Genomic DNA, 24,877 nt, shown 5'->3' with positions numbered 1-24,877 from the left:
AAAGCATGTCGCGCAAGGGCGAACTGCATCGACAACGGCGCCACCGAGCAGGTCTTCGGCCATATCAAGGACGAGTTCTTCCGAGGCCGGAGGTGGCCGAGTTTCGAGGAATTCAAGCGAGACCTCGACGCGTACGTGATTCATTGGAACACGAGGCGGAGGCAGGTTAAACTGAAAGGACTGACCCCGGAGGAGTTCCGGAATCAGTCCTTAGCGGCCTAGCCGCTCTTTATTTAGGCCGTCCAAGTTTTGGGTTGCAGTTCAGTCCCCGGGCGCCTTTCTTTTGTGTTGCGAGAGTCGAAGCGGTCGCGCTCAGTTTTTTACAGTCCTCGGACAAACCCCAGCAGCTCATCGACGTGCTCGGGGCGGCATGCCCAGCTCGTCACGAAGCGCAGCAGGATGCGGTCGCGACCCGCGGGATCCACAGCGGGTGTGACCTCGGCACCGCATGCCTCGACGATGCGGACGGCGTCGTCGGAGTCAAACCAGAAGAACTGCTGGTTGCCGTTGGTGCGCACGTGCGGCTCGAACCCTGCGTCCTCAAGGCCGTGGGCGAGCATGCAAGCGCATTTGTTCGCACTCGCAGCGTGGGCGAAATAGGGGAGTGACCCGTCCTTGCCGCGCGTGAATGCCGTGGTGTACTGCACGCCCATGAGGCGCCCCTTGGCGGTCATGTGTCCGCCGCGCTTTGTGAGATAGGGGATGCGGTCGATGGCGCGCCGTCCGCGCTTGGAGCGCGGGCTCACCACGAGTGCCTCGCCAAAGAGCATGCCGGCTTTGGTACCGCCCAGCGTGAACGCGTCGGCGCGCGCGGCCAAGTGCTCGAGGGTGAGGTCGCCGCCGGGCGCGGCGAGTGCGCTGGCCATGCGGGCGCCGTCGACGTACACGGCGAGATCGAGTTTTTCGGCCACATCGCACAGCGCATCGAACTCGGCGCGTGTGTACACGTGACCGAGCTCGGAGGTGTTGGAGAAGTAGAGCATGGCCGGGCGCGTGCAGTGGCAGCCGCCGGCAATCGAGGCATGGTACACGCGCTCAACCTCGGCGGGGGTCAGCACGCCCAGGGTGTCGTTCGTGGCGAGGATGCGCCGGCCGCAGGCCTCGATCGCGCCGGTCTCATGCGCGGTGGGGTGCGCATCGGCGGCGAGGATCGGGCCCTCGAAGTCCTCGGTGAAGGCAGAGATGCACACGGCGTTGGCGGCGGTGCCACCGGGAATGAACTGCACGAAGGCATCGGGCTGGCCGCATGCCGCGCGAATCAGGTCCGCGGCGTGTTCGCAGTGCGAATCGGTGCCGTACCCGGGTGCCTGTTCGTTGTTGGTGCGGATGAGCGCCTCGAGCATTTCTGGTGCAGCGCCCTCGGAGTAATCGTTACGGAACTGGTGCATGTCCTGCTCCTTCATATGTGCGTGAGGTGAGTGTAAGACGGCGCGCGGGTCGCGGCGAGGTTCGGCGACGCACTTTGCCAAAACGAAGTATAACGCGTGGAAAATGTCGGGGCACATCCTTATCTGCCCCTATAATGGAGAGATTGACGATGTACCGCCCGGCGGATGCCGGGGGATATGCGAAGGAGACGCCACATGCAGGCACAGCGAGCAGAGGGCACCAAGGACCTCATCGGGCGCGATATGCGCGCTTGGCAGAAGATGCAGGAGGTCGCGGCCGAGGTGTTCGGGCCGTTTGGGTTCGAGCCCATCGAGACCCCGGCGATCGAGCAGCTCGACGTGTTCGTGCATGGCATCGGCCAGTCCACCGACGTGGTCCGCAAGGAGATGTTCCGCGTCTTTTCCGGCGCTAATTTCGAGCGCGTCCTCGCGGAGGGCACCGATGCGAAGCTCAAGGCCAAGCAGCGTCTCGCCCTGCGACCCGAGGGAACCGCGGGTGTTGTCCGCGCCGTGGTGGAGAACAACCTGGTCCCGCAGGGCTCCGCTCCGTTCAAGGCGTGGTACGCCGAGGCGATGTTCCGCGGCGAGCGTCCCCAGAAGGGGCGTTTGCGCCAGTTCCACCAGGTCGGCATCGAGTGGCTGGGCGCGCCCGACCCCGCAGCCGACGCCGAGTGCATCATCATGCTCATGCGCTTCTACGAGCGTCTCGGATTCGACCTCTCCCAGCTTCGCCTGCTGATCAACTCCATGGGCGACCCGGCGTGCCGCCCCGCATATCGCGAGGCCGTGCGCCAGTTCATCCTCGACCATGAGGATGAGATGTGCGACGAGTGCCGCGAGCGCGCGGAGCTCAACCCGCTGCGCGCCTTCGACTGCAAGAACCCGCATTGCCACGAGATCATGCAGGGCGCCCCGCTCATGCCTGATTCCCTGTGCGACGAGTGCCGCGAGCACTATGCGAAGGTCAAGCAGTACCTGGACGCGTCGGGTATCGCCTACGTCGAGGACCCCACGCTCGTCCGTGGCCTCGACTACTACACCCGCACCGTCTTCGAGGTCGAGGCCCCGGGCGCGGGCGTTGGCTCCATCGGCGGCGGTGGCCGTTATGACGGTCTGGTTGAGCTCGAGGGCGGCAAGCCCACGCCGGGCGTCGGCTTTGCGGTCGGCTTCGAGCGCGCCGTGCTCGCCCTCGAGGCGTTCGGCAAGGAGATGGATTGCGACGCCGATCGCTGCGTGTTCGTCGCCAACGCCGGTGCCGATCTGAGGGACGAGGTCTTCGCGCTTGCGCTCGAGCTTCGTGGCCGCGGGGTCCGCACCGAGTGCGATTACCAGGGCAAGTCTCTCAAGGCGCAGTTCAAGCTCGCCGATAAGCTCAACGCCTCCCACATCGTGATTATCGGCGGCGACGAGCTGGCTGCCGGCAAGGTCAAGCTGCGCAACATGGCCACGCATGAGGAGAGCCTGATCGAGCGCGCCAGCGCCGCCGAGGTCATCGCGGGGCTGTAGCGCGAAAGTCGAATCGCATGGTTGCGGCGGGGCGAGTAGCCCCGCCGTTTTTTGGTGCGAGTACGCTCATCCGTCGGGACATACACGCCGCCTGCCGATTATTTGTTGAAAAGCGGGAGAGGAACTCTATCAGACTAAAGTAGGTGGTAGGTGATGCGTCGCCCGCATATAATAGTGCGGTCGCACGGAGCCCCTGGGAGTGGGAGCATCCGTGCCTACATCTAAGGAGGTAGCGTGGCAGAGAATACGTCTGCAGAGCAGCGGCTCGGAGGCTTCATCACCGGTGACATGGTCACCGACGTGATGTCCGGCACCCGCCGCATCGACCTGACCGACCTGGCGGCCGCCGTCGAAGTCCTGTCCGATATCGACATCCCCGCCGAGCTCCGCGACAACCTCGCGCTGTTCCTGCGTCTCGAGCGCCGCGTCTTGCGTGAGTATGACGCAAAGGTGCTCGACGTCTTCGACGAGCTCATGATGAACGTGATCCGCGCCAACGCCGGCGACCCCGGCGCCGAGGCCGATGGCGAGGCCGTGGACGAACAGGGTATGCCCGCGAGTGACACACCCTCCGCATGCGCCTTCCGCGACGCCGTGGCGCTCATCGACGCCCTGCCCGTGGATCAGGCGCAGGTCATCGTCCGCGCGTTCACCGCGTTCTTCCACCTCGCCAACCTGTCCGAGGAGAACTACCGCGTGGCCCAGCTGCGCGAGCGCGAGCGCAATGTGTCCACCGAGGACGCGGTCGACCCCGCGAATGCCCTCACCGTGGCGTTCCACCAGCTCAACGAGGAGGTCGGCGGCGCCAAGGCCACCGAGCTGCTCTCACGCCTGGAGTTCCATCCGGTCTTTACCGCGCATCCCACGGAGGCACGCCGTAAGGCTGTCGAGGGCAAGATCCGCCGCATTGCCCGCCTGCTTGAGGAGCGCCCCTACATGGGCGGCTCCGACCTGGTGGAGAACGAGCGCCACATGCTGCAGGAAATCGACGCCCTCGTGCGCACGAGCCCCATCGCTCTCAAGAAGCCCACGCCCGTCGAGGAAGCCGACACCATCATCGACATCTTCGACAGCACGCTGTTCGACACCATTCCGGTGATCTACCGTCGCTTCGACGACTGGGTCCTGGGCGAGGTCGCGGGTACGGTTCCGCCCGTGTGCCCGGCGTTCTTCCACCCCGGCAGCTGGATCGGTTCCGACCGCGACGGCAACCCCAACGTCACCGCCAAGGTGAGCCGTCAGGTGGCTGCCAAGTACGCCACCCACATGATTTCCAAGCTCGCGGACAAGTGCCGTCGCGTGGGCCGTAACCTCACCCTCGAGGCCGCGTATACGCAGCCCTCGGATGAGCTGCTCAACCTGTGGAGCCACCAGGTTGAGATGAGCGAGGTGCTCACCGAGCGCGCCCGCGAGATCTCCAACTCCGAGCCGCATCGCGCCGTGATGCTCGTGATGGCCGCCCGCCTGGACGCCACGGTGGCACGCAACGCCGACACCATGTACCGTACCGCCGAGGAGTTCCTCGAGAACCTGCGCGTGGTCCAGCGCTCGCTGGCCGCCGCGGGTGCCCGCCGCGCCGCGTACGGCCCGGTTCAGACCCTCATCTGGCAGGTCGAGACCTTCGGCTTCCATATGGTGGAAATGGAGTTCCGTCAGCACTCCGTGGTCCATAGCCGCGCGCTCGCCGACATCCGCGAGCACGGTATTCACGGCGAGCTCGCCCCCATGACGCGCGAGGTGCTCGACACGTTCCGTGCCATCGGGTCCATCCAGAAGCGCTTTGGCCAGAAGATGGCCCGTCGCTACATCATTTCGTTTACCAAGAGCGCGAGCCACGTGGCCGATGTCTATGAGCTCGCGAACCTGGCGTTCGCGCACGCCGAGGACGTTCCGACCCTCGACGTGATCCCTCTGTTCGAGCAGCTCGAGGACCTCGAGGGATGCGTCGACGTGCTCGAGGAGATGCTCGCCATCCCCGCGGTGCAAAATCGCCTTGCCGAGTCCGGTCGCCGCATGGAGATCATGCTCGGCTACTCCGACTCCTCCAAGGACGCCGGCCCCACTACCGCCACGCTCGCCCTGCACTCCGCCGAGGAGCGCATTGTCGCGTGGGCCGAGAAGCACGATATCGACCTGGTGCTCATGCACGGCCGCGGCGGCGCCGTCGGCCGCGGCGGCGGTCCCGCCAACCGCGCGGTGCTCGCCCAGCCCGCCGGCTCGGTGAACTGCTTCTTCAAGGTCACGGAGCAGGGCGAGGTAATCTTCGCCCGCTATGGCAATCCTGCGCTGGCGCAGCGCCATGTTGAGTCCGTTGCCGCGGCGACCCTGCTCAACTCCGCGCCTTCCGTGGAGCGCACGAACACCGAGATGACCGCGCGCTATGCCGAGATGGCCGCCGCGCTGAACGAGGCCAGCCACGAGCGCTACCTCGACCTGCTGAACACCGAGGAGTTCACGCCGTGGTTCTCGTGTGTGACACCGCTCACCGAGGTCGGCCTGCTGCCCATCGGCAGCCGTCCGGCCAAGCGAGGCCTGGGCGCCAAGTCCCTCGACGACCTGCGCACGATCCCGTGGGTGTTCTCCTGGAGCCAGGCCCGCATCAACTTGGCCGCATGGTACGGCCTGGGCACCGCCTGCGAGAAGCTGGGCGACCTGGAGCTTTTGCAGCGCGCCTACCGCGAGTGGCCGCTGTTCAACACGTTCATCGACAACATCGAGATGTCGATCGCCAAGACGGACAATCGCATCGCCAAGATGTATCTTGCGCTCGGCGATCGCGCCGACCTGGCCGACAAGGTCTTTGACGAGATGATGCTCACGCGTTCCTGGGTGCTGCGCATCGTTGGCGACGCGTGGCCGCTCGAGCATCGTCGCGTGCTCGGTCAGGCCGTGCGCGTGCGCAACCCGTTCGTGGACGCGCTGTCGCTCGCGCAGGTTCGCGCGCTGCGCGAGGTCCGTGCCAACCAGGATGAGTTGTCCGAGGAGGCCAAGGCCGAGTTCATGAGCCTGGTTCTGGAGACCGTCACCGGCGTCTCCGCCGGTCTGCAGAACACTGGGTAAGGTCTGCTGCCTTCGCGGGTGCGCGTTGGCTTCGCGGGTGCGTTGCCCTCGCAGATGCGTGCCAGCTTCGCGGGTGCGTTGCCCCTTCAGGTGCGTGTTGGCTTCGCGGGCGCGTTGCCCTCGCGGGCGCACGTGCTTCACATTGCCTATGGAATTATGCCGTTCAGGGGTCCTGAGCGGCATTTTTTCATAGGCAAAATCCAGGGAGGCAAAGGCAAAGCCGAGTGCTGTATAGGTGAAGCCATGGCGACCAAAGTCGAGGGCCTCTAGCTGTGGGCGAGTTCGTGCCGAGTTCGGGTTGCGAACCTGTTAAGACAACGTGAGCCGAACGCTCTTCCACGCTAAAGTGCCCGGCTTTCCGCTATCCTAGTGAGTTATCGCGCTGCGGGTGCCGAGTTTCGGCGTGCGCGCGATATGCCGAGCCGCGCTGTCTACGCGCCCCGGCAGTCTGTACACCAGCCGCCCGCTTACGGCACGGGGCGGCACAGATCACGAGGAGGGCTTATGGCCGAAACGCCTGCCACCAACCCCGCCAACATGCACTGCATGCACACCCACACCTGCGGCGAGCTTCGCGCCGCCAACATCGGTGAGGAGGTCACCCTCACCGGTTGGGTGAGTCGCCGTCGCGATCATGGCGGCCTGATCTTCTGCGACCTGCGCGACCGTGAGGGCATCACGCAGATCAACTTCGACCCCGAGCACTCCGATGGCGATGCCTTCAAGATCGCCGAGACCATGCGTCCCGAGTGGCCCATCCGCGTTCACGGTGTCGTGCGCGACCGCGGTCACGACGCGGTGAACCCCAGGCTCGCAACCGGCGAGATCGAGGTCCTCGTCGACCACGCCACCGTGCTCAACCGCTCCAAGACCCCGCCGTTCCAGATCGAGGACGGCATCGAGACCGCCGAGGATACGCGCCTGCGCTATCGCTACCTGGACCTTCGCCGTCCCGAGATGGCCGCTCGCCTTCGCCTGCGCTCCGATTTCACCTTTGCCATCCGCTCCGCGCTGCACGACCGCGCCTTTACCGAGGTCGAGACGCCGGCCCTGTTTAAGTCCACACCCGAAGGTGCGCGCGACTTCGTGGTGCCGAGCCGCCTGCAGCCCGGCAGCTTCTACGCCCTGCCGCAGTCCCCGCAGCTGCTCAAGCAGCTTCTCATGGTCGGCGGCGTCGAGCGCTACTACCAGGTTGCCAAGTGCTTCCGTGATGAGGATCTGCGCGCCGACCGCCAGCCCGAGTTTACCCAGGTCGACATCGAGATGAGCTTTGTGGAGCAGGACGACGTCATGGCTCAGCTCGAGGACGTGCTGTCCGACGCCTTCGCCCGTGTGGGCGTGGAGATGCCCACGCCGCTGCGCCGCCTGTCCTACTGGGACGCCATGGACACCTATGGCTCCGATAAGCCCGACACCCGTTACGGCATGGAGCTCGTCGACCTGACCGACGTGTTCGCCAACTCCGCGTTCAAGGTGTTCGCAAGCGCTGCGACCACCGAGGGCCACGTGGTCAAGGCCGTCAACGCCAAGGGCGCCGGCGCTTGGCCCCGCGCTCAGATCGACAAGCTCGCCAAGGTCGCCGCGACCTTCGGCGCCAAGGGCCTCGCCTGGATCGCCTTCCGTGAGGACGGCTCCGTGAACAGCCCGATTGTGAAGTTCTTCACCGACGAGGAGATGACCGAGCTGCGTCGTCGCTGCGATGTCGAGCCCGGCGACCTCGTCATGTTCGCCGCCGGTCCCCGCTTGGAGGCCAACGGCATCCTCGGTGGCATGCGTTCGCACATGGCCGACGCGCTCAACGTTCCGCGCGAGGGCCACGAGTTCCTCTGGGTCGTGAACTTCCCGCTGTTCCATTGGGATGAGGAGGGCCAGCGCTACGAGGCCGAGCACCAGCCCTTCACCCTGCCGCACGTCGACGAGCTGCACCTGCTCGACGAGGACCCGCTCAAGATGGGTTCCTGCACCTACGACTTCGTCATGGACGGCTTTGAGGCCGGCGGTGGCGGCATGCGCATCCACGATGCCGAGCTGCAGCTCAAGATGCTCGAGTTCATGGGCTTTTCCGAGGAGCGCGCCCGCGCCCAGTTCGGCTTCCTCATGGAGGCCCTCGAGTTCGGCGCTCCGCCCATGGGCGGCTTCGCGCTCGGCCTCGACCGCGTGTGCATGCTGCTGGCCGGCACCGACTCCATCCGCGACGTCATGGCGTTCCCCAAGACGAGCAGCGGCAGCGACCTCATGTCCGCTGCGCCGTCCGAGGTGAGTATGGCCCAGCTCAAGGAAGTTGGCCTGCGCCTGGAGTAGCTCGTCTGATGGGCGTTCGTTCCCGTCCCGCTCTCATCATCATTGTGATCAGCGCCGTTCGGTCTATCCGGGCGGCGCTTTTCGTGTGCAGATGCTCGCTGTCGGACATGCTTATACATGTGTTGACCGGGCGTTTACCCCGCCTGACATCGGAGCGGTACCTTCAGGTTGGTGAATTGGTCCGCGCCGGTGGCGACTCCCCGCGCGGCCGCCGGCTAAGGGTTCAGCTTGCGCAGCGTGTCATCGACGAGCGCTCCGAGCATTCCCTGCGTGCCGGGTTCGAGGGTGAGGATGTCTGTCTGCCACGATTCCGGCGTGAGCGAGATTCCCAGGCCGTCGCCACCGAGAACTTCGACGCCCAGGATGCCCAAGAGCGCCTCGAGTTGCTTGCGCATGCCCGCTGCGGCGCTCTTGCCCGCGGCGCCGCAGATCACCGCGTGTTTGCCGCGGATTGCGGAGGGGCTCGTCCGGTCGTGCTCATCGGTGGGACGAGAGAGCCAGTCCAGGAGATTCTTCAGTCCGCCGGGGATTTGATAGTTGTATTCGGGCGAGCAGAACCAAAGGACGTCGGCTTGCGTTACCGCGTCGCGTGCGCGCTGGACCGCCTCGGGCGTCGGCCATTCGATGTCTTGGTTCATGAGGGGCACATCGTGCCAATCGAGCTCTTCGACCTCAGCGCGATTGCCGATGATACGGATGACCTCGCGGGCGAGTTGGCGGTTGAACGATTGCTCGCGAAGCGAGCCGACGATCATGAGGATGCGGGGCATATGCGCTCCTTTCGACGGGTATTGCATATCATTCCCTTAGGGAAGGTGGCCAGACGTTCATTTGGTTGCCAATGGGAAATCTCTGAAATTATCCAGCGTCGCGCATGCCTCGCGTCAGCGCGGAGTACAACCACGGATGCCTCCCTCGTATCGGTCTCATCTTGTTCTATACTCACTGTCGTACCAACGGGGAGCTGGCGGAGGCCGGCTGAGAGGAAGCCCGTGGGGAGCACGGGGCACTTGTCCGGCGGTCTTATCCGCCACAATCGCTTCGGGCCGGCCGTCGCGCCGCATCGCCCCGCACCGCTTCGACCCGCAACCTGATCCGGGTAATGCCGGCGTAGGGATCGAGCAGCCTTGTTCCAAACCGACGTGGCGCTTGCTTAGAAGCGTTTGCCATGAACGAGCGGACGGGCCCCTACGGAAAACGAGGGGCCCGCTTTTTTGTGGCCTCGGAAAGGAAGCTCATGGAAGCAAGCGTCGCAATTCAGGTCCTGCCCCAGCGCGTCGGCGGCAACGACGAGGTCTGCCGCATCGTCGACGAGGCGATCGCCTACATTCAGACCAAGTTCCCCGACGCCTACGTCGGTCCGTTCGAGACCACCGTCCAGGGCGACTACGACCTGTGCATGGAGGTCGTGGCGGGCGTGAACCGCATCTGCGTCGAGGCCGGTGCACCTGAGGTGGCCACCTACGTCAAGATTTTCTTCGCCCCTGAGGAGGGCGTCCTCACCACCGAGGAGAAGATTTCCAAGTACCACGAGAACGATGCGTAACATTTCCGCTTCTTCGCGTGTCATGTCGCGACTCGTCGCCCCGCTGACGATCCTTGCGCTGCTGGCGATCTGGCAGCTGGCGTGTTCGGCCGGTCTCGTACCCCCGTTCATGCTGCCGAGTCCGATTCGCGTGGGGCAGGCGCTCGCAGGCGATTGGCCTCTGCTCGTCGGGCATGCTGCGACCTCGCTTGCCGAGGCCGGGCTGGGCCTTGCCGCCGGCGTCGCCCTCGGCTTCATCGCGGCGCTCGCCATGGACCGCTTTGACCTGCTTTACCGCGCGTTCTATCCTATCGTCGTGCTTACGCAGACCATCCCGACCGTCGCCATCGCGCCGCTTTTGGTGCTGTGGTTCGGCTACGGGATGCTTCCCAAGGTGGTGCTCATCGTGGTGGCGACGTTCTTTCCCATCACGGTGGGGATGCTCGAGGGCTTGCGTTCCATCGACCCCGACGAGATTGACCTCATGCGCGCCATGGGCGCCACGCGCCTGCAGATTCTGCGTCACGTGAAGCTGCCCGCTGCGATGCCGCAGTTCTTTTCCGGGCTCAAGATCTCTGCCGCTTACGCGATTGTGGGCGCTGTGATCGCGGAATGGCTCGGCGGGTTTTCGGGTCTTGGTGTGTACATGACGCGCGTGCGCAAGGCGTATTCGTTCGACAAGATGTTCGCGGTGATCTTTTTGATCTCGGGCTTGAGTCTCGTACTCATGTGGGCGGTTGACGCCGTTCGTCGTATCGCCATGCCCTGGGAACGCCGGAGCGACTCTGAGCGATAGCCGTGTCGCATATCCGAGTACCTGCAGGCGGGGCCTGCGGATTGCATGCAGGTTGAACCTGCGGGCTGTGTGCAGGTTGAGCCTGTGGGCTGTCTACAGGCTGCGGCCTATAGGCTGTATGCGGGCCGTGGCCTGGGGATTTTAAACAAGGTTCGGGGGCGTTGCCCCCAGTTAAAAAAGGAGATATCCATGCATAAGAACACGATGGCCACCATGATGACCGGTCGTATGCTGTCTCGCCGTTCGCTGTTGAGCGCTGGTGCTGCAGGCGCTGGGCTGATCGGTGCCGCGGCGCTCAGCGGCTGCGGCGGTGCCGAAAAGCCTGCCGGATCCGCCGCATCTGGCGATACCAAGCTGCGCAAGGTCACCTTCGCCCTGGACTGGACCCCCAACACGAACCACACCGGCGTGTATGTCGCAGCCGAGCGTGGTTACTATAAGGAGGCCGGTCTCGAGGTCGAAATCGTCCAGGCTCCAGAGAACGGCGCCGACGCCCTGGTCGCCGCCGGTGACGCCGAGTTTGGCGTGACCTTCCAGGACACCATGGCCTCCTACGTTTCCGGCTCCGACTCGATGCCCGTGACCGCTATCGCCGCGATCATCCAGCACAACACCTCCGGCATCATAAGCATGAAGGACAAGGGCATCACGAGCCCCGCCGAGATGGCCGGCCACACCTACGCGACGTGGGAGCTGCCCATCGAGCAGGGTGTGATCGAGCGTTGCGTCGAGGCGGACGGCGGCGACTTCTCCAAGGTCGAGATGATTCCCTCTACCGTTACCGACGAGGTGACCGCGCTTTCCACCGATCAGGTTGACTCCATCTGGATCTACTGGGCATGGGCGGGCGAGAAGTGCAAGCTCGCGGGCCTCGATACCAACTACTTCGCCTTTGCCGACATCGACCCCGTCTTTGACTTCTACACGCCGGTCATCATCGCCAACAACGGCGTGATCGAGGACGACGCCGAAATGGTCCAGGCCTTTATGGACGCCACTCGTCGCGGGTACGAGGATTGCATCGCCGACCCGAAGGGCGCAGCCGAGATTCTGCTTAAGGCGGCGCCCGAGCTCGAGGAGGAGCTCGTGGTGGCGAGCCAGACCTATCTCGCCGAGCAGTACCAGGCGGATGCCGAGACTTGGGGTGAGATCGACCAGAAGCGTTGGGACGCCTTCTACGAGTGGGTGAGCGACCAGGGCTTTGCCGATCCGATCGAGCCCGGCGCGGGCATGACCGATAAGTTCCAGGGCTAATCGAGGCATTAAGTAACCAGTTAGGGTGTCAGAAAATATAAGTGTACGTTTTGGGGAAGGTTTTGCGGCGTTTTGCGCGTTGTCGGAATTGCGTCGCAGCAAAACCCCAGTTGGCGAAAGACCGTTTGGGCCCACGCCGTGAAAAAGAAGGGGAAACTATCCCCAAAACGTACACTTTGTTCGGGAAGGTGCTCATCGCGATGGCGCGGCTTGAGATACAGGGTATTTCACAGGGGTTCGGCGAGGTTGACGTACTTCGTGACGTGACGCTCGACGTCGAGTCCGGCGAGATCGCCTGTCTACTCGGTCCCTCCGGGTGCGGCAAGACCACGTTGTTCCATGTGATCTCGGGCCTCGCATCGCCGTGCGCCGGCCGCGTGCTGTTGGATGGCGAGGATATTACCGGTCGCCCCGGCCACTTGTCGTACATGCTGCAAAAAGACCTGCTCTTGCAGCATAAGCGCATCATCGACAACGTGTCGATGCCTCTGGTGCTGCGCGGTGTGCCGGTTGAGGAGGCCCGTTCACGTGCAGCCGAGCTCTTTGGGGTCTTCGGTTTGGAGGGCACCGAGCGCCGCTGGCCAAGTGAGCTTTCGGGTGGCATGCGCCAGCGTGCCGCGTTGCTGCGAAGCTACCTGTTTTCGCAGGAGTTCATGCTGCTCGATGAGCCGTTCTCGGCACTCGATGCCTTTACCAAGGCAGACATGCACACGTGGTTCCTCGATGTCGCGGAGCGCATGGGCACCACGGCGCTCGTGGTAACCCACGACATCGACGAGGCGCTCACGCTTGCCGACGAAGTGTTCGTCATGCGCGGAAACCCGCAGGCGGGCGAGCCGACGAGCATTGTTGGTTCGGTGCGCATCGATTGCCCGCGCGCTGAGCGCAAGACATATGCGTTGACCGAGGGATTCCTTGAGAGCAAGCGCCGCCTTCTGTCCCTTCTGGGCTAGGGCGTTGTCCTTTCGGAGCGGACGAGGGAAAAGCGGCTCCCCATTTAGGTCTCGGAGCAAGCGGGAGGAAGCTCCCATCTGTGCTTTCGGGGCAAGCGCGTGGGAAGCGGCCTCCTATCTGAACCGGGTGGGAGGCCGCTTCTGTATCGTGAAAAATGTAGCGCATGGCAAACTTCTCAGACATAATGTGCCCGCACTGTGCTAGTTTACATAGGTGAACATTTCACAGGAGGTGCTTTGTCATGCAGAAACTTGGTTCGGCTATGCCGCTGTCGCTGTTCCGCGCGGGCGAGACTGTCACGGTCTGCCGAGTGCGCGGCAACGAGGACATGAAACGGCATCTGCAGGAGATCGGCTTTGTCGACGGTGCCGAGGTGCACGTTGTCTCCTCCTCGGCGTCCAACGTCATCGTGCTCGTAAAGGGCGCGCGGTTCGGCTTGGATTCCAAAGTCGCGCAGCACATCATGGCCGCCTAGGCAAAGCTGTGCACCCGCTCATCGTCCACTGAGGTGCGGTGTCGGCACACTGGGTTGTGTCGGCATGGTCCGCGCGCGGGTCGGGGCGTGAGGACGCATGGGATGTTCTTTGATCTGCAGAAAGGGGGAAGCATGAAATCGCTGGCAGATGTGAAGGTGGGGGAGGGCGCCACCATCGTCAAGCTCCATGGTGAAGGTGCGCTGCGTCGTCACCTCATGGATCTGGGCCTCATCAAGGGCACGCCGTTCAAGGTCGTGAAGGTCGCTCCGCTGGGTGACCCGGTCGAGATCACCGTACGCGGCTACGAGTTGTCCATCCGCAAGGAGGAGGCCGCCATCGTTGAGGTCGCCTAAGGCGCCGCAAGTGGCATATTTCTACAGGTAGAGTTAGCCGAATCTAACATATATGGGATGCCAGGTGGCATTTCAATAGCGGCCCGACTCAGCAACGAGCACGTTTCAAAGCCGAGAGAAAAGAAGGATCGCATGGCGAATCCAATACTGCACATCGCGCTTGCCGGTAACCCCAATTGCGGCAAGACTACGCTGTTTAACCTGATTACCGGTGCCAACGGCTATGTGGGCAACTGGCCCGGCGTCACGGTCGAGAAGAAGGAGGCGCCCCTGTCGCGCGACAAGGGCGTGCTCATCACGGACCTGCCCGGAATCTATTCGCTGTCTCCCTACAGCCCCGAGGAGCGCGTGAGCCGCGACTACCTCATGGGCGGCGAGCCCGACGTCGTGATCCAGGTGCTCGACGCCACCAATCTGGAGCGCAACCTCTATCTCGCGCTGCAGGTCATCGAGACGGGCCTGCCCGTGGTGGTGGCGCTCAACATGGCCGATCTGGTTGAGAAGCATGGCGACAAGATCGATATCGCCGCGCTCGAGAAGAGCCTGGGTTGTCCGGTCGTGATGATCTCGGCGCTGAAGAACGAGGGCGTCGATGTGCTCATCGCGGCGGCGCGCAAGGCCGCCGGGCGCGTCAAGGGGGGCGCGGCAAAGACCGTCGCCGCCGCAGACGCCGCGGGTCCGCATCATGCGTTCGACCGTTCGATCGAAGATGTGCTCGCCCAGGTCGAGGCCCTGATTCCGGCTTCCGTCGATCCTGCTCGCCGTCGCTACTTCGCCGTTAAGCTCTTCGAGCGCGATGCCGAGGCGACCGCCGAGCTCAACCTTTCGAGCGAAGTCGCATCTCGCGTGGAGGAGCTCGTCTCCGCGTGCGAGCGCGATTGCGACGACGACGCCGAGTCGATCATCGCCGGTGAGCGTTACGGCCTCATCGCGCACATCGTCGACGGCTGCCTGCACCGGGCCCCCGCTCGCATGAGCACCTCCGAGAAGATCGACCGCATCGTGACCAATCGCTGGCTCGGCCTGCCGATCTTCGCCGCCATCATGTTCGCCGTGTACTACCTCGCCATTTCGACCTTCGGCACCGCCATGACCGACTGGGTGAACGACAACCTCTTTGGCGAGGGCTGGGAGTTCTTCGGCAACGCCATGCCGTCCGTCCCCGCGCTTTTTGAGGGCTGGCTCACCGCCGCCGGTGCGTCCGATATGGTCATCTCCCTGGTGTGCGACGGCATCGTCGCCGGCGTGGGTGCCGTCCTCGGGTTCATCCCGCAGATGTTCGTGCTGTTCGTGCTGCTGTCCTTCCTCGAGGACTGCGGCTACATGGCGCGCGTGGCGTTCGTCATGGACCGCGTCTTCCGTCGCTTTGGCCTGTCGGGCAAGTCATTCATTCCCATGCTCGTATCCACGGGCTGTGGCGTTCCCGGCGTACTCGCCACCAAGACGATTGAGAACGAGAAGGATCGTCGCATGACGGTCATGACCACCACGTTTATTCCCTGCGGCGCCAAGCTCCCGGTCATTGCGCTCGTCATGGGCGCGCTGATCGGCGATGCCGAGGCAAGCTGGATCGCCCCGCTGTTCTACTTCCTCGGTGTGTTCGCGGTCATCGTCTCGGGCATCATGCTCAAGAAGACCCGCCTGTTCGCAGGCCGTCCCACGCCGTTCGTGATGGAGCTTCCCGCTTACCACATGCCGTCTCTGCGCAGCTGGGCGCTGCATGTGTGGGAGCGCGTGGGCGCTTACATCAAGAAGGCGTTCACCATTATCTTCGCCTCGACCATCGTTGTGTGGTTCCTGTCCAGCTTTGGCATGTTCGAGGGCTCCTTTGGCTACCTTCCGTCCATGGAGGGCACGCCTTCGGAGTTTACCGATTACTCGCTGCTCGCGACTGTCGCCGGTGCCGTGAGCTGGATGTTCGCGCCGTTGGGCTTTGATTCCTGGCAGGCAACGGCGATGTCCGTCACGGGTCTGGTCGCCAAGGAGAACGTCATGTCCACCGCGGCCTCGCTGCTGCATCTGGTGGACGCCACCGAGACCGATCCGAGCCTGTGGGCCGCGTTCGCGGCGCTGTTCCCCAGCGCAGGTGCCATCGCCGCGTTCGGTGCCTTCAACCTGCTGTGCGCGCCGTGCTTTGCGGCCATGGGCACCATTCGAGCCCAGATGAACTCGGGTAAGTGGACGGCCATCGCGCTGGCCTACGAGTGCGGCTTCGCTTGGGTGGTCGGCCTCATGATCAACCAGTTCTACCTGGCCGCCCAGGGCGTGTTCAGCGTGTGGACCTTCGTTGCGGCGGCGTTCGCGATCGCGATCGTCTTCCAGCTGCTGCGCCCTATGCCGAGCTATGCGTGGGACGATGAAGCGGCAGATTCCGCCGCTCAGCCCGCGATGGGGAACTAGGCGCGCCGAGCGTCGAGGTCCCGATGTCATTCAGTCGACTTTTGGTAACATCGAATCGAGGTTCGGGGGTAGCGAGGCATTTTACGAGGGGCGCATCTCGTGTTTTGCCGCGCTCGCCGGGGAATATGATCGCGTTGGCGAGAATGAAGTTGCCAAAAGTCGACAATTTGATTTCATGAACTCAACGCGTTAAGGAAATAATGCATAATGGGACCCATAGATTTCACAATTCTGAGTATTATTGCAATTGCATTTGTTCTCGTGGTTGTTCGCGTGCGTAAAAAGGGCACGTGCGGTGATTGCGCGAGCGCCGGGTCATGCGGTGGATCATGCGCGAGCTGCGCGACTTCCAAACGCTCGTCGTGCCCGGCCTGCGAGGGCGCCGATTCCATCGCCGACCGCCTTTCCAAGAACATCTCGGTTGGGAGGCGGTGAGCCTCGGGCCCTCTTGCATCGGGAATACCGGTTCGAGCGCGCCATGAACGACGGAGCGTATGCGCTCAGGCCCTCTTGCATCGGGAGTGTCGTTTCTCCGTGTCATAAGCACAACTCTCGAAAGCCCCCGCTCATCACGGGGCTTTTTCGCGTCCATGCGCAATTTCGCGCCTGTCCCCGATTGGCGCCTGGGGGCGGGTTGGTGGGGCGTGGTAACCTGAAAACACGTGTCTGCCGTCCAGCAGAAAGGAGGCGCAGCGCCATGATCGCCCGCGCCGACCAATCTCTCAAGTACCTGCGCCTGCTCTCGGAGCATTTTCCCACGCAGCAATCGGTGTTCACCGAGATCATCAACTTGCAGGCAATCCTCAACCTGCCCAAGGGCACCGAGCATTTCATGAGCGACCTGCACGGTGAATACGAGGCGTTCCTGCATATCCTCAACAACTGCTCGGGCGTGGTGCGCGAGCACGTGGACGACATCTTTGGCGACGAGCTCTCCGAGGAGGAAAAGGGCGACCTGTGCACCCTCATCTACTACCCGCATGAGAAGCTCGCGCTCGCGCATCTGCAACATATCGCGACGCCGAGCTGGTACAAGGTCATGCTCGAGCGCCTGCTGGTGGTGGCGCGTTCCCTGTCCAGCCGTTACACGCGCTCCAAGGTCCGCAAGGCCATCCCGCGCGATTACGCCTACATCATCGACGAGCTGCTGCACACGCACCCCGATGAGAACAACTACCGCGTGCGCTATCACGAGCGTATCATCGCGTCGATCCTGGAGACCGATGCGGGCGAGGACTTTATCTGCTCGCTGTCCGATCTCATCAAGCGGCTGGTCATCGACCATCTGCATTTGGTGGGCGATATCTTCGACCGCGGCGGCGGGGCGTCCAAGATCATGGACCGCCTGATGGAGTACCACTCGCTGGATATCCAGTGGGGCAATCACGACCTGCTGTGGATGGGCGCGGCTGCCGGTCAGTCTGCGTGCATCATCACGGTTTTGCGCAACAACTTGCGCTACGGCAATTTCGAGATCTTGGAGAACGACTACGGCATCTCCCTGCGCGAGCTTGTGGCGTTTGCCGAGCGCACCTACGAGCCGGTTCCCGATGGCGCGACCGGTTTGGCTGCCAAGCTCACGCCGTTGGCGAAGGCCGTGAACGTCTTGCTGTTCAAGCTCGAGGGGCAGATCATCATGCGCCACGGGAGCTTCGACATGCACGACCGGTTGCTGCTCGAGCGCATCGACGTCGAGGCGGGGACCGTCGAGCTGCACGATGGCACGGTATACGAGCTCGCCACACGCGATTTCCCTACGCTCGACCCGGAGCATCCCTATGAGCTCACGCCCGAGGAGGCGCGGATCGTCGAGAAGCTCGTGGCGGAGTTCACGAGCGCCGATCACCTGCGTCGCCATATCGAGTTCCTCTACAGCCACGGTTCCATGTACCTGGTGCGCAATCACAACCTGCTGTTCCACGGTTGCGTCCCGCTGAACGAGGACGGTACGTTCTCGAGCATGAACTGCCTGGGCACCTGGCGCAGCGGCCGCGATTACCTCGACTTCTGCGATGAGATCGCGCGTCGTGCCTGGCGTGAGCGCGACGAGGATTCGCTCGACTGGATGTGGTACCTCTGGATCGGCATGAAGTCCCCGGCGAGCGGCCGTTTGGTCAAGACCTTCGAGCGCTCCTACATTGACGACCCGGATTGCTGGGTCGAGCCCATGGACCCCTATTTCGAGCTGACCAAGGACGAGGCGACGTGCGATGCCATCATGGCGGAGTTTGGCGTGTCCGCGGGTTCGGGGCATATCGTGAACGGACACACGCCCGTGCACACCGCCGAGGGCGAGCAGCCCATTCGCGCGAACGGGCGCCTGCTCGTGATCGACGGCGGCTTTTGCAGCGCGTATCACCCCAAGACGGGAATCGCTGGTTACACCCTCATCTCGAGCTCGCGCGGGTGCCGTCTCAAGGCGCATCAGGCGTTCGAGAGCGTCGAAGCCGTGCTCACGCGCAACGCCGATATCGTGAGCGAGACCGACCGCTTCGATGTGGCCGAGCGCCGGCGCATGGTGAGCGACACCGATACGGGTGTGCAGATTCGCGAGCAGATCAGCGATCTTCGGGCCCTGCTCGAGGCCTACCGTACCGGCACCCTCGACGAGCGCCCCTAGCGTGCCAATTGGGGACAGGTACAGATTGAGGCATTTCGCCCCATGGAGGGCGGGCGGCGCGACCCGTGCTTGAGCGCGGTGAATGTCCCAATTTGCACCTGTCCCCAAATGAGGTGTAACCGCGTTGAAACATACGTGTGCGACTATGGGAAGTCGCAGCAACCGTGCTTTGTGAAAGGTCTGGCAATGGATCAGCAGCAGTACATCGACTTTGTCCTGCGCACCGTCGAGGAGCGCGACATCCGCTTCATCCGCCTGTGGTTCACCGATGTGCTCGGCCGCCTCAAGAGCTTCGCCATCAGCCCAGAGGATCTCGAGGTCGCGTTTGAGGAGGGCATCGGCTTCGACGGCTCGGCCATTGAGGGCTTCACCACGCCCGACGAGGCGGACATGCTGGCTTTTCCCGATCCCTCGACCTTCCAGATCCTGCCTTGGCGCCCTACGCGCGACGGCGCGGCTCGCATCTTCTGCGATGCGTGCACCCCTGATCGCCAGCGGTTTGCCGGCGATTCCCGAGAGTGCCTGCGCCGCATGTTCTATCGCGCCGAGAAGCTCGGCTACATCATGAACGTTGGTGCCGAACTGGAGTTTTACTACTTCCCCGACGAGCGTACCCCCGAGCCGTTGGACGCCGTGGGTTATTTCGACCTCTCGCCGTCCGACTCCGCTCGCGACCTGCGCCGCTCCACGGTGCTCATGCTCGAGAAGATGAGTATCCCCATCGAGTACACCTTCCACAGCTCCGGACACTCGCAGCACGGTATCTCGATGCGCCATGCCGAAGCCCTCACCATGTCCGATGCGATCATGACGGCCAAGCACGTGATCAGCACATGCGCCTACGAGGCCGGCATCCATGCCAGTTTCATGCCCAAGCCCATCGCCAAGGGCTCGTCCTCGGCGATGTTTTTGCACCAGTCGCTATTCGACCGCGAGGGCAACAACGTGTTCTGGGGCGACGATTCGCAAAACCACCTGTCGTCGATCGCCAAGAGCTACATGGCCGGCATCCTCGCCCATGCGTCCGAGATCAGCGCCATCACCAACCCCACGGTGAACTCCTACAAGCGCCTGTCCGCCGGTGCGGGCAACGGCCCGCGCTTTGCCACGTGGGGCATGCGCAACCGCGCTGCCATGATCCGCGTGCCCATCTACAAGCCCGGTAAGCAGGCTGCGGCCCGCATTGAGCTCCGCAGCCCCGACCCGATGGCAAACCCGTATCTGGTGAATACGGTGACGCTTGCCGCTGGCCTGGACGGTATCAAGCGTGGGCTCGAGTTGCCCGAGGAGGCAACCTCCGAGCTGCTACGCTTGCCGGAGTCCGAGTTGCGCGCCCGCGGCATCGAGCCCCTGCCGAGCAATCTCGACGAGGCGCTTGATGTGTTCGAGAGCTCCGACTTCATGAAGGACGCCCTGGGTGAGCATATCCACTCGTTCTTCCTCAAGAAGAAGCGCGCGGAATGGGAGCGTTTCAACTCGACGGTCACCGAGTGGGAGCTCAGGCACTACCTGGCCAATTCGTAACCGTCCCGTGCGATTCGAGGCGCACGTCGTTTGATAAGATGACGTCTACGGAGGTGAGCTCATGGCGGAAAAGACAGTGCTGTTCATGGCCCGTACTACGCGGCTGCATGACTTCATCAGGACGCTCTCGACGTCTCTCGGCGTCGAGGTGCACGTTGCCACGCCCGATTCGCCTGCAGCGGCGCACGACTTCGACCTGTTGGTTCTCGACGCCGACGGCGTTCGCCCCGATCGTGTGGATGCCATGGCCAAGTGGCTCGAGTCGCGCGGTGGAGCGCCCATGCTGCTGGTCGTCGATGAGGAAGATATCGCCGAGATGCGCCTTCCCTCCCGGGTCCGCTCCGATTTCATCTGCTCGGGCGCGGGAGATGCCGAGCTTGAGGTCCGCGCACGCCAGCTTTTGGGCGAGTGCGAGGCCGTTCCGGTCGATGAGGTGCTCACCGTGGATAACCTCACTATCAACCTTGCCACCTACCAGGTGTCGCTCGATGGCGAGCCTGTCGACCTCACGCTCATGGAGTATTCGCTGCTGAGCTTTTTGGCCACGCACCCCAATCGCGCGTACAGTCGAGAGGTCCTGCTGCATCGCGTATGGGGTTTCGAGTACTGCGGGGGCACCCGTACCGTGGACGTTCACATCCGCCGTATCCGCAGCAAAGTCGGTCCCCTTATCGCCGCGCATATCACCACCGTCCGCGGCGTCGGCTACCTCTTCAAGGAGTAGCCTCAGCCGGTGTTGCGTCTCAATTGGTGCCAGGTACAAATTGCGCCGCGGTGTCGATTATCGTTCCAAGTGGAGGGGCGGGCGCGAATCATACCAGCGCAAATCGCGGCGTCTCACGCAGCGCTGCGAAGCGATTGCACCTCAGAACAAGACGCTTGAGAAATCCTTAACGCAACTTACAACTTGATTAAGCTCCGTCGCTCGTGCTGAGCGGAGCTGCGCTTTTGGGGTACAACGTTGGAGAATTAAGACGTTGAAAGGACCGTTCATGAGTGAAGAAAAGACCCCTCAGCGCCCCGAGGGCCTTGGATCGGAGCAACGCCCGTCCTCGCAGCCGCGTCTCGAGGTCGAGCCCACGCCCGTCGAGCCCGCAGGTGCTGCGCCTGGCAATGCAAGCGCCCATACCACGGCGCACATCCCCGTCGATCCCGGCAACCCCACCGCCGCTGGCTCCACCCGCCAGGTCCCTCCGGTGGATTACTCGTATTCCCAGGGTCAGCATGTCGCTGGCCAGAACGCGCAGGCCCATGCGTCCACGTATACCGAGACCCGCACCGTGGTCAAGACCAAGAGCAAGAAGCTTCCCATCTTCCTGGCGTCCTTCGCCGGCCTGGTGGTCGGTGCGGTGCTGGTTATCGCTCTCGTCATGTCTGGCGCGTTCCGTATCACCGATTCGAACGTCGAGACTGCCGGCACCTCCGGCACCCCGCAGAAGATCGACATCAACCCCGAGGACACCACGCTGTCCGAGGCCGTGGCGGCAAAGGCGCTGCCCTCCGTCGTGTCCATCACCGCCCAGGGCGAGGATGAGAACTCCGGTGGTATCGGCAGTGGCGTGATTTTGGACACAGACGGCAATATCCTCACGAACCATCACGTCGTCCAGGGTGCGACCGCGCTCGTGGTGAACACCGATGACGGCAACAGCTACGAGGCGGAGCTCGTCGGCGCGGACGAGTCCAGCGACCTGGCGGTCATTCGCCTCAAGGATCCCAAGAGCGCCAAGCTCACCCCCATCGAGGTCGGCGATTCCGACGACATCGCGGTGGGCGAGTGGGTCATGGCCATTGGCAGTCCCTTCGGCAACGAGCAGTCCGTGTCCACGGGTATCGTCTCCGCGCTCTACCGTTCCACCGCCCTGCAGAGCGCGAGCGGTACGTCCATCTACGCGAACATGATCCAGACCGATGCGGCCATTAACCCCGGTAACTCCGGCGGTGCGCTTGTCAACGATGAGGGGCATCTCATCGGCATCAACTCGGTCATCGAGTCCTATTCTGGCTCCAGCTCGGGCGTTGGCTTTGCGATCCCGGTGAACTACGCCATTAACATCGCCAACCAGATCATCGATGGTGAGACTCCGGTCCATCCGTACCTGGGAGTTTCCCTGATGAGCGTAAATGCCTACAACGCCCGCACGAACGAGCTGGCGGTCGATAGCGGCGCTTATGTGGCGGAGGTCACCGCCGACGGCCCGGCTGCCCAGGCGGGTATCCAGAAGGGCGACATCGTCACCGCCGTCGACGGCGAGGGTATCGCCTCGGCGGACGGCCTGATCATCGCCTTGCGTGAGCATGAGGTGGGTGACGAGGTGACCTTGACGGTCGTGCGAGGCAAGGATGAAACCGAGGTCAAGGTGACGCTTGGGTCGGATGAGGCCCTGCAGGCCGAGCAGGAGGACACGTCCGACGGCCCCGGTGCCGGAACCGGCATGAGCCGCGAGGAGTTCTTCCGCTATCTCGAGGAGTACATGGGCGGCGCGCTGCGCTAACGCCCTGCCCCGACGCAATTGGGGACAGGTGCAAATTGCAACATTTTGGGCGGGTGCCGAGGAGGCGCCCGCCTTTTCTTTACCGGATGAGCTTCCAGGGTTGCGTGCCAAGTCGGTCGGCGATCTTCTCGAGGGTGGAGAGCTTGAGGTTGCTGTTGCCACTTTCGATGAGGTCAAGCAGCACGCGGCTTATACCGAGCTGCAAGGCAAAATCGACCTTGGACAATCCCGAGGCCTCGCGGATGGCGATGAGATTCTCGCCCAGGTTCTGTCGCGCGTTCGCATTCATGGTTCGAGCATGAGCGCGTCGACGCGATAAAATGTAAGACGCGCTTTACATCTGGGGCATTACCCATAGCGATTCCAAGAAAACTCAGCGCGAGGGTGAGGTATCGGTGTGATGGGGGATAAGTGGGAAAACTACGTTGAGCGGAGGTGCAGCCATGTCGAAGGCAAAAGAGCGGGCGTTCGAGGTCGTTCGTGGAGGGCGGTTCCTACCCACGCCGTCGGTGCTGGCCTTTGGCATGGATGAAGGCCCACTGTCTGATCGCGAGCTGGGTGCTCTGCACTGGGTGCGCGATGCGGGCTATGCGATCGCGATGTTCGCACATGAGCCTGCTGAGCCCTTGCGTGCGCAGCTTGCCGAGCACGGAATCCCTGCGACTGTCCTTGCGGACGACGAGGGTCCCGCGAGCGAACCCGATGCCCCGTTCACGGTGGCTGCGGCCCGTGCCGAGGCCCTTGCGCGCTTTTGCGCGCAGCGCGGCGCGACGTTGGAGCAAGCGGTGGTGATCGCCGTCACGCCGAGGGATTGCGAGGCCATGATGAGCGCAGGTAGGGCCCTTGCTCTTCACGGTGCGGGAATCGATGCCTCAGTGGCGGCGGAGCAGACGTTTTTCGACCGCGCCATGAGCGGCCTCGTGCATGCGCTGAACGCGGCCGTGGCGATGCGCGTGTAGGTAGGTCGCGGCTCCGTGCCGTCGTCGTGCTATTCCGCGCGGCTTACCACTCGTCCACGCGGTCGTGGTTGATGGGGCGGTAGAACAGGCGCTGCAGCTCGTCGGCATCGCGCGTCTGTCCGAGAGCCCACATGGTCTTGGCCACGAGCGCCTCGGTGGTCATGTCGCCGCCCTTGAGGATTCCAGGGTGCTCGGCATATGCGCGGCCGACCTCATATACGCCTAGGTCCAGGCCCTCCTCGGGCACCTGTGTGGTCATGACCACAGTGCGGCCGGAATCGACCCAGTCAAAGATGGCCTCCTGATAGGAAGCGCCGTCGGCACCCCGCTCGGGCACGCCGCCCATACCGAAGGTCTCGAGGATCACGGCGTCGTAATCGGGCTTGAGCAGACGGAAGATGTCGGGTGTGAGACCGGGCGTGAGCTTGAGGGCGCACACACGGCTGTTGAGCTCGTTGTAGAAACGGGGCTCGTCGAGAGCGCCGTCGGCATCGCGCGCGGCACCGTCCCCGGCGCAATCGCACTCGGCCGGACCGGCGGACACGGCGGCCGACCCGCTACAGATGATCTTGTCCTGGCGTAGGTAGGCCAACACGGGGTAGTTGATGCTGTTGAACGCGTTGAAGCTCATGGTGCGCTGCTTGCGGGCGCGCGTGCCGGCGATTGCATACCCGCCAAACACGATGGACACGTCGCGCGAGCGGTCGGACACGGCATACACAAGGCTTTGGTACAGGTTGATCTTCGCATCGGTGAAGGGGTTGCCCATGGGCTGCTGGGAGCCGGTGAGCACGATGGGCTTGGGGCTGTCCTGAATGAGGTAGGAGAGCGCCGCCGCGGTGTAGGACATGGTGTCGGTGCCGTGCAGGACCACGAAGCCGTCGTGCGTGTCGTAGTTCTCGCGGATGACCTCGGCGATGCGCAGCCAGTCGGCGGGGCGCATATTGGTGCTGTCGATGTTCATGGGCTGCACGATGTCGAGTTCGCACAGGCCCTCGATCTCGGGCACGTTGCGAGCGAGCTCCTCGCCGGTGAGAGCGGGGGAGAGACCGTTGCCGTCCTCGGCGGAGGCGATGGTGCCGCCGGTGGCGATCAAGAGGATGTGCTTCATGCGGGCTCCTTTGCTCTGCAGTCCCTGCGGTTGCCTCGTCTCATAGCTTGCGGCCTTATGTGGGCATGGCCGGTGCGCGGCGAGGCGCCCTTATGGGGGCGGTCAGCGCGCTTCGAGGCGCTATCGAGATATTGTAGGCCAAAAAACCCTGTAGG

At 63.5% G+C, this 24,877-nt stretch carries 20 protein-coding genes; 16 read left to right on the top strand and 4 right to left on the bottom strand.

Annotated features, from left to right (window positions below):
• The coding region (locus tag COLINT_RS04600; protein ID WP_006723225.1) for an IS3 family transposase at positions 1-222 on the top strand (222 nt) is incomplete at its 5' end.
• 98 nt (positions 223-320) lie between these two features.
• Here the strand turns inward: COLINT_RS04600 and COLINT_RS04595 are convergent.
• The gene (locus tag COLINT_RS04595) at positions 321-1,388 is read right to left on the bottom strand and encodes a threonine aldolase family protein (protein ID WP_039910359.1); all 1,068 of its coding nucleotides are present in this window, start codon (positions 1,386-1,388) and stop codon (positions 321-323) included.
• Between the two features lie 195 nt (positions 1,389-1,583).
• Between COLINT_RS04595 and hisS the strand changes: the two genes are divergently transcribed.
• The 3 genes from hisS (at position 1,584) to aspS (ending at position 8,255) form a co-directional block, all read left to right on the top strand.
• Positions 1,584-2,894 carry a histidine--tRNA ligase gene (hisS, locus tag COLINT_RS04590; protein ID WP_006723223.1) on the top strand — a complete coding sequence of 437 codons (1,311 nt, stop codon included), beginning with the start codon at positions 1,584-1,586 and terminating at the stop codon, positions 2,892-2,894.
• Positions 2,895-3,128: 234 nt separating this feature from the next.
• Complete coding sequence (locus tag COLINT_RS04585) at positions 3,129-5,954, top strand: phosphoenolpyruvate carboxylase (RefSeq protein ID WP_006723222.1); 2,826 nt, start codon at positions 3,129-3,131, stop codon at positions 5,952-5,954.
• Positions 5,955-6,458: 504 nt separating this feature from the next.
• Positions 6,459-8,255, top strand: coding sequence for an aspartate--tRNA ligase (gene aspS / locus COLINT_RS04575; protein WP_006723220.1), 1,797 nt, complete (start codon positions 6,459-6,461; stop codon positions 8,253-8,255).
• A gap of 215 nt (positions 8,256-8,470) precedes the next feature.
• Here the strand turns inward: aspS and COLINT_RS04570 are convergent, their stop codons facing one another.
• Complete coding sequence (locus COLINT_RS04570) at positions 8,471-9,025, bottom strand: NADPH-dependent FMN reductase (protein ID WP_006723219.1); 555 nt, start codon at positions 9,023-9,025, stop codon at positions 8,471-8,473.
• A gap of 467 nt (positions 9,026-9,492) precedes the next feature.
• On the opposite strand from COLINT_RS04570, the gene COLINT_RS04565 reads away from it, so the two are divergent.
• The 11 genes from COLINT_RS04565 to COLINT_RS04515 all read left to right on the top strand — a co-directional run bounded on the left by COLINT_RS04565 (position 9,493) and on the right by COLINT_RS04515 (position 22,652).
• Positions 9,493-9,801 (top strand): thiamine-binding protein, encoded by a 309-nt coding sequence (locus tag COLINT_RS04565; protein ID WP_039910355.1) that lies wholly within the window; start codon positions 9,493-9,495, stop codon positions 9,799-9,801.
• Positions 9,794-10,576 (top strand): ABC transporter permease, encoded by a 783-nt coding sequence (locus COLINT_RS04560; protein ID WP_156780328.1) that lies wholly within the window; start codon positions 9,794-9,796, stop codon positions 10,574-10,576. Before COLINT_RS04565 ends, COLINT_RS04560 begins: the two co-directional genes overlap by 8 nt.
• A 189-nt stretch (positions 10,577-10,765) precedes the next feature.
• Positions 10,766-11,830: an ABC transporter substrate-binding protein gene (locus COLINT_RS04555; protein ID WP_233418337.1), complete on the top strand. Its 1,065-nt coding sequence runs from the start codon at positions 10,766-10,768 to the stop codon at positions 11,828-11,830.
• Between the two features lie 200 nt (positions 11,831-12,030).
• Positions 12,031-12,783: an ABC transporter ATP-binding protein gene (locus tag COLINT_RS04550; protein WP_039910597.1), complete on the top strand. Its 753-nt coding sequence runs from the start codon at positions 12,031-12,033 to the stop codon at positions 12,781-12,783.
• Between the two features lie 242 nt (positions 12,784-13,025).
• Positions 13,026-13,259, top strand: coding sequence for a FeoA family protein (locus COLINT_RS04545; RefSeq protein ID WP_006723213.1), 234 nt, complete (start codon positions 13,026-13,028; stop codon positions 13,257-13,259).
• Between the two features lie 132 nt (positions 13,260-13,391).
• Positions 13,392-13,613: a FeoA family protein gene (locus tag COLINT_RS04540; protein WP_039910354.1), complete on the top strand. Its 222-nt coding sequence runs from the start codon at positions 13,392-13,394 to the stop codon at positions 13,611-13,613.
• Positions 13,614-13,745: 132 nt separating this feature from the next.
• Entirely contained in the window at positions 13,746-16,013 is a 2,268-nt protein-coding gene (gene feoB / locus COLINT_RS04535) for a ferrous iron transport protein B (protein ID WP_006723211.1), read from the top strand.
• Positions 16,014-16,710: 697 nt separating this feature from the next.
• On the top strand, positions 16,711-18,633 hold the full coding sequence (locus COLINT_RS04530) for a fructose-1,6-bisphosphatase (protein WP_006723209.1): 1,923 nt from the start codon (positions 16,711-16,713) through the stop codon (positions 18,631-18,633).
• Positions 18,634-18,819: 186 nt separating this feature from the next.
• On the top strand, positions 18,820-20,157 hold the full coding sequence (locus tag COLINT_RS04525) for a glutamine synthetase family protein (protein ID WP_006723208.1): 1,338 nt from the start codon (positions 18,820-18,822) through the stop codon (positions 20,155-20,157).
• 61 nt (positions 20,158-20,218) lie between these two features.
• Positions 20,219-20,881: a response regulator transcription factor gene (locus COLINT_RS04520; RefSeq protein ID WP_006723207.1), complete on the top strand. Its 663-nt coding sequence runs from the start codon at positions 20,219-20,221 to the stop codon at positions 20,879-20,881.
• A gap of 268 nt (positions 20,882-21,149) precedes the next feature.
• Positions 21,150-22,652: a S1C family serine protease gene (locus COLINT_RS04515; protein ID WP_006723206.1), complete on the top strand. Its 1,503-nt coding sequence runs from the start codon at positions 21,150-21,152 to the stop codon at positions 22,650-22,652.
• 79 nt (positions 22,653-22,731) lie between these two features.
• Here COLINT_RS04515 and COLINT_RS04510 read toward each other — a convergent pair whose 3' ends face one another.
• Positions 22,732-22,941: a helix-turn-helix domain-containing protein gene (locus COLINT_RS04510; RefSeq protein ID WP_006723205.1), complete on the bottom strand. Its 210-nt coding sequence runs from the start codon at positions 22,939-22,941 to the stop codon at positions 22,732-22,734.
• Positions 22,942-23,095: 154 nt separating this feature from the next.
• Between COLINT_RS04510 and COLINT_RS04505 the strand changes: the two genes are divergently transcribed.
• Positions 23,096-23,611, top strand: a complete 516-nt coding sequence (locus COLINT_RS04505; protein ID WP_006723204.1) for a hypothetical protein — start codon at positions 23,096-23,098, stop codon at positions 23,609-23,611.
• Positions 23,612-23,654: 43 nt separating this feature from the next.
• On the opposite strand, the gene COLINT_RS04500 is transcribed toward COLINT_RS04505, so the two are convergent.
• Positions 23,655-24,722 (bottom strand): asparaginase, encoded by a 1,068-nt coding sequence (locus COLINT_RS04500; protein WP_006723203.1) that lies wholly within the window; start codon positions 24,720-24,722, stop codon positions 23,655-23,657.
• Positions 24,723-24,877: the final 155 nt, after the last annotated feature.

It is taken from the genome of Collinsella intestinalis DSM 13280, assembly GCF_000156175.1.
In the GTDB taxonomy this organism is placed as follows: Bacteria; Actinomycetota; Coriobacteriia; order Coriobacteriales; family Coriobacteriaceae; genus Collinsella; species Collinsella intestinalis.
This window is presented reverse-complemented; position numbering and strand designations above follow the sequence as displayed.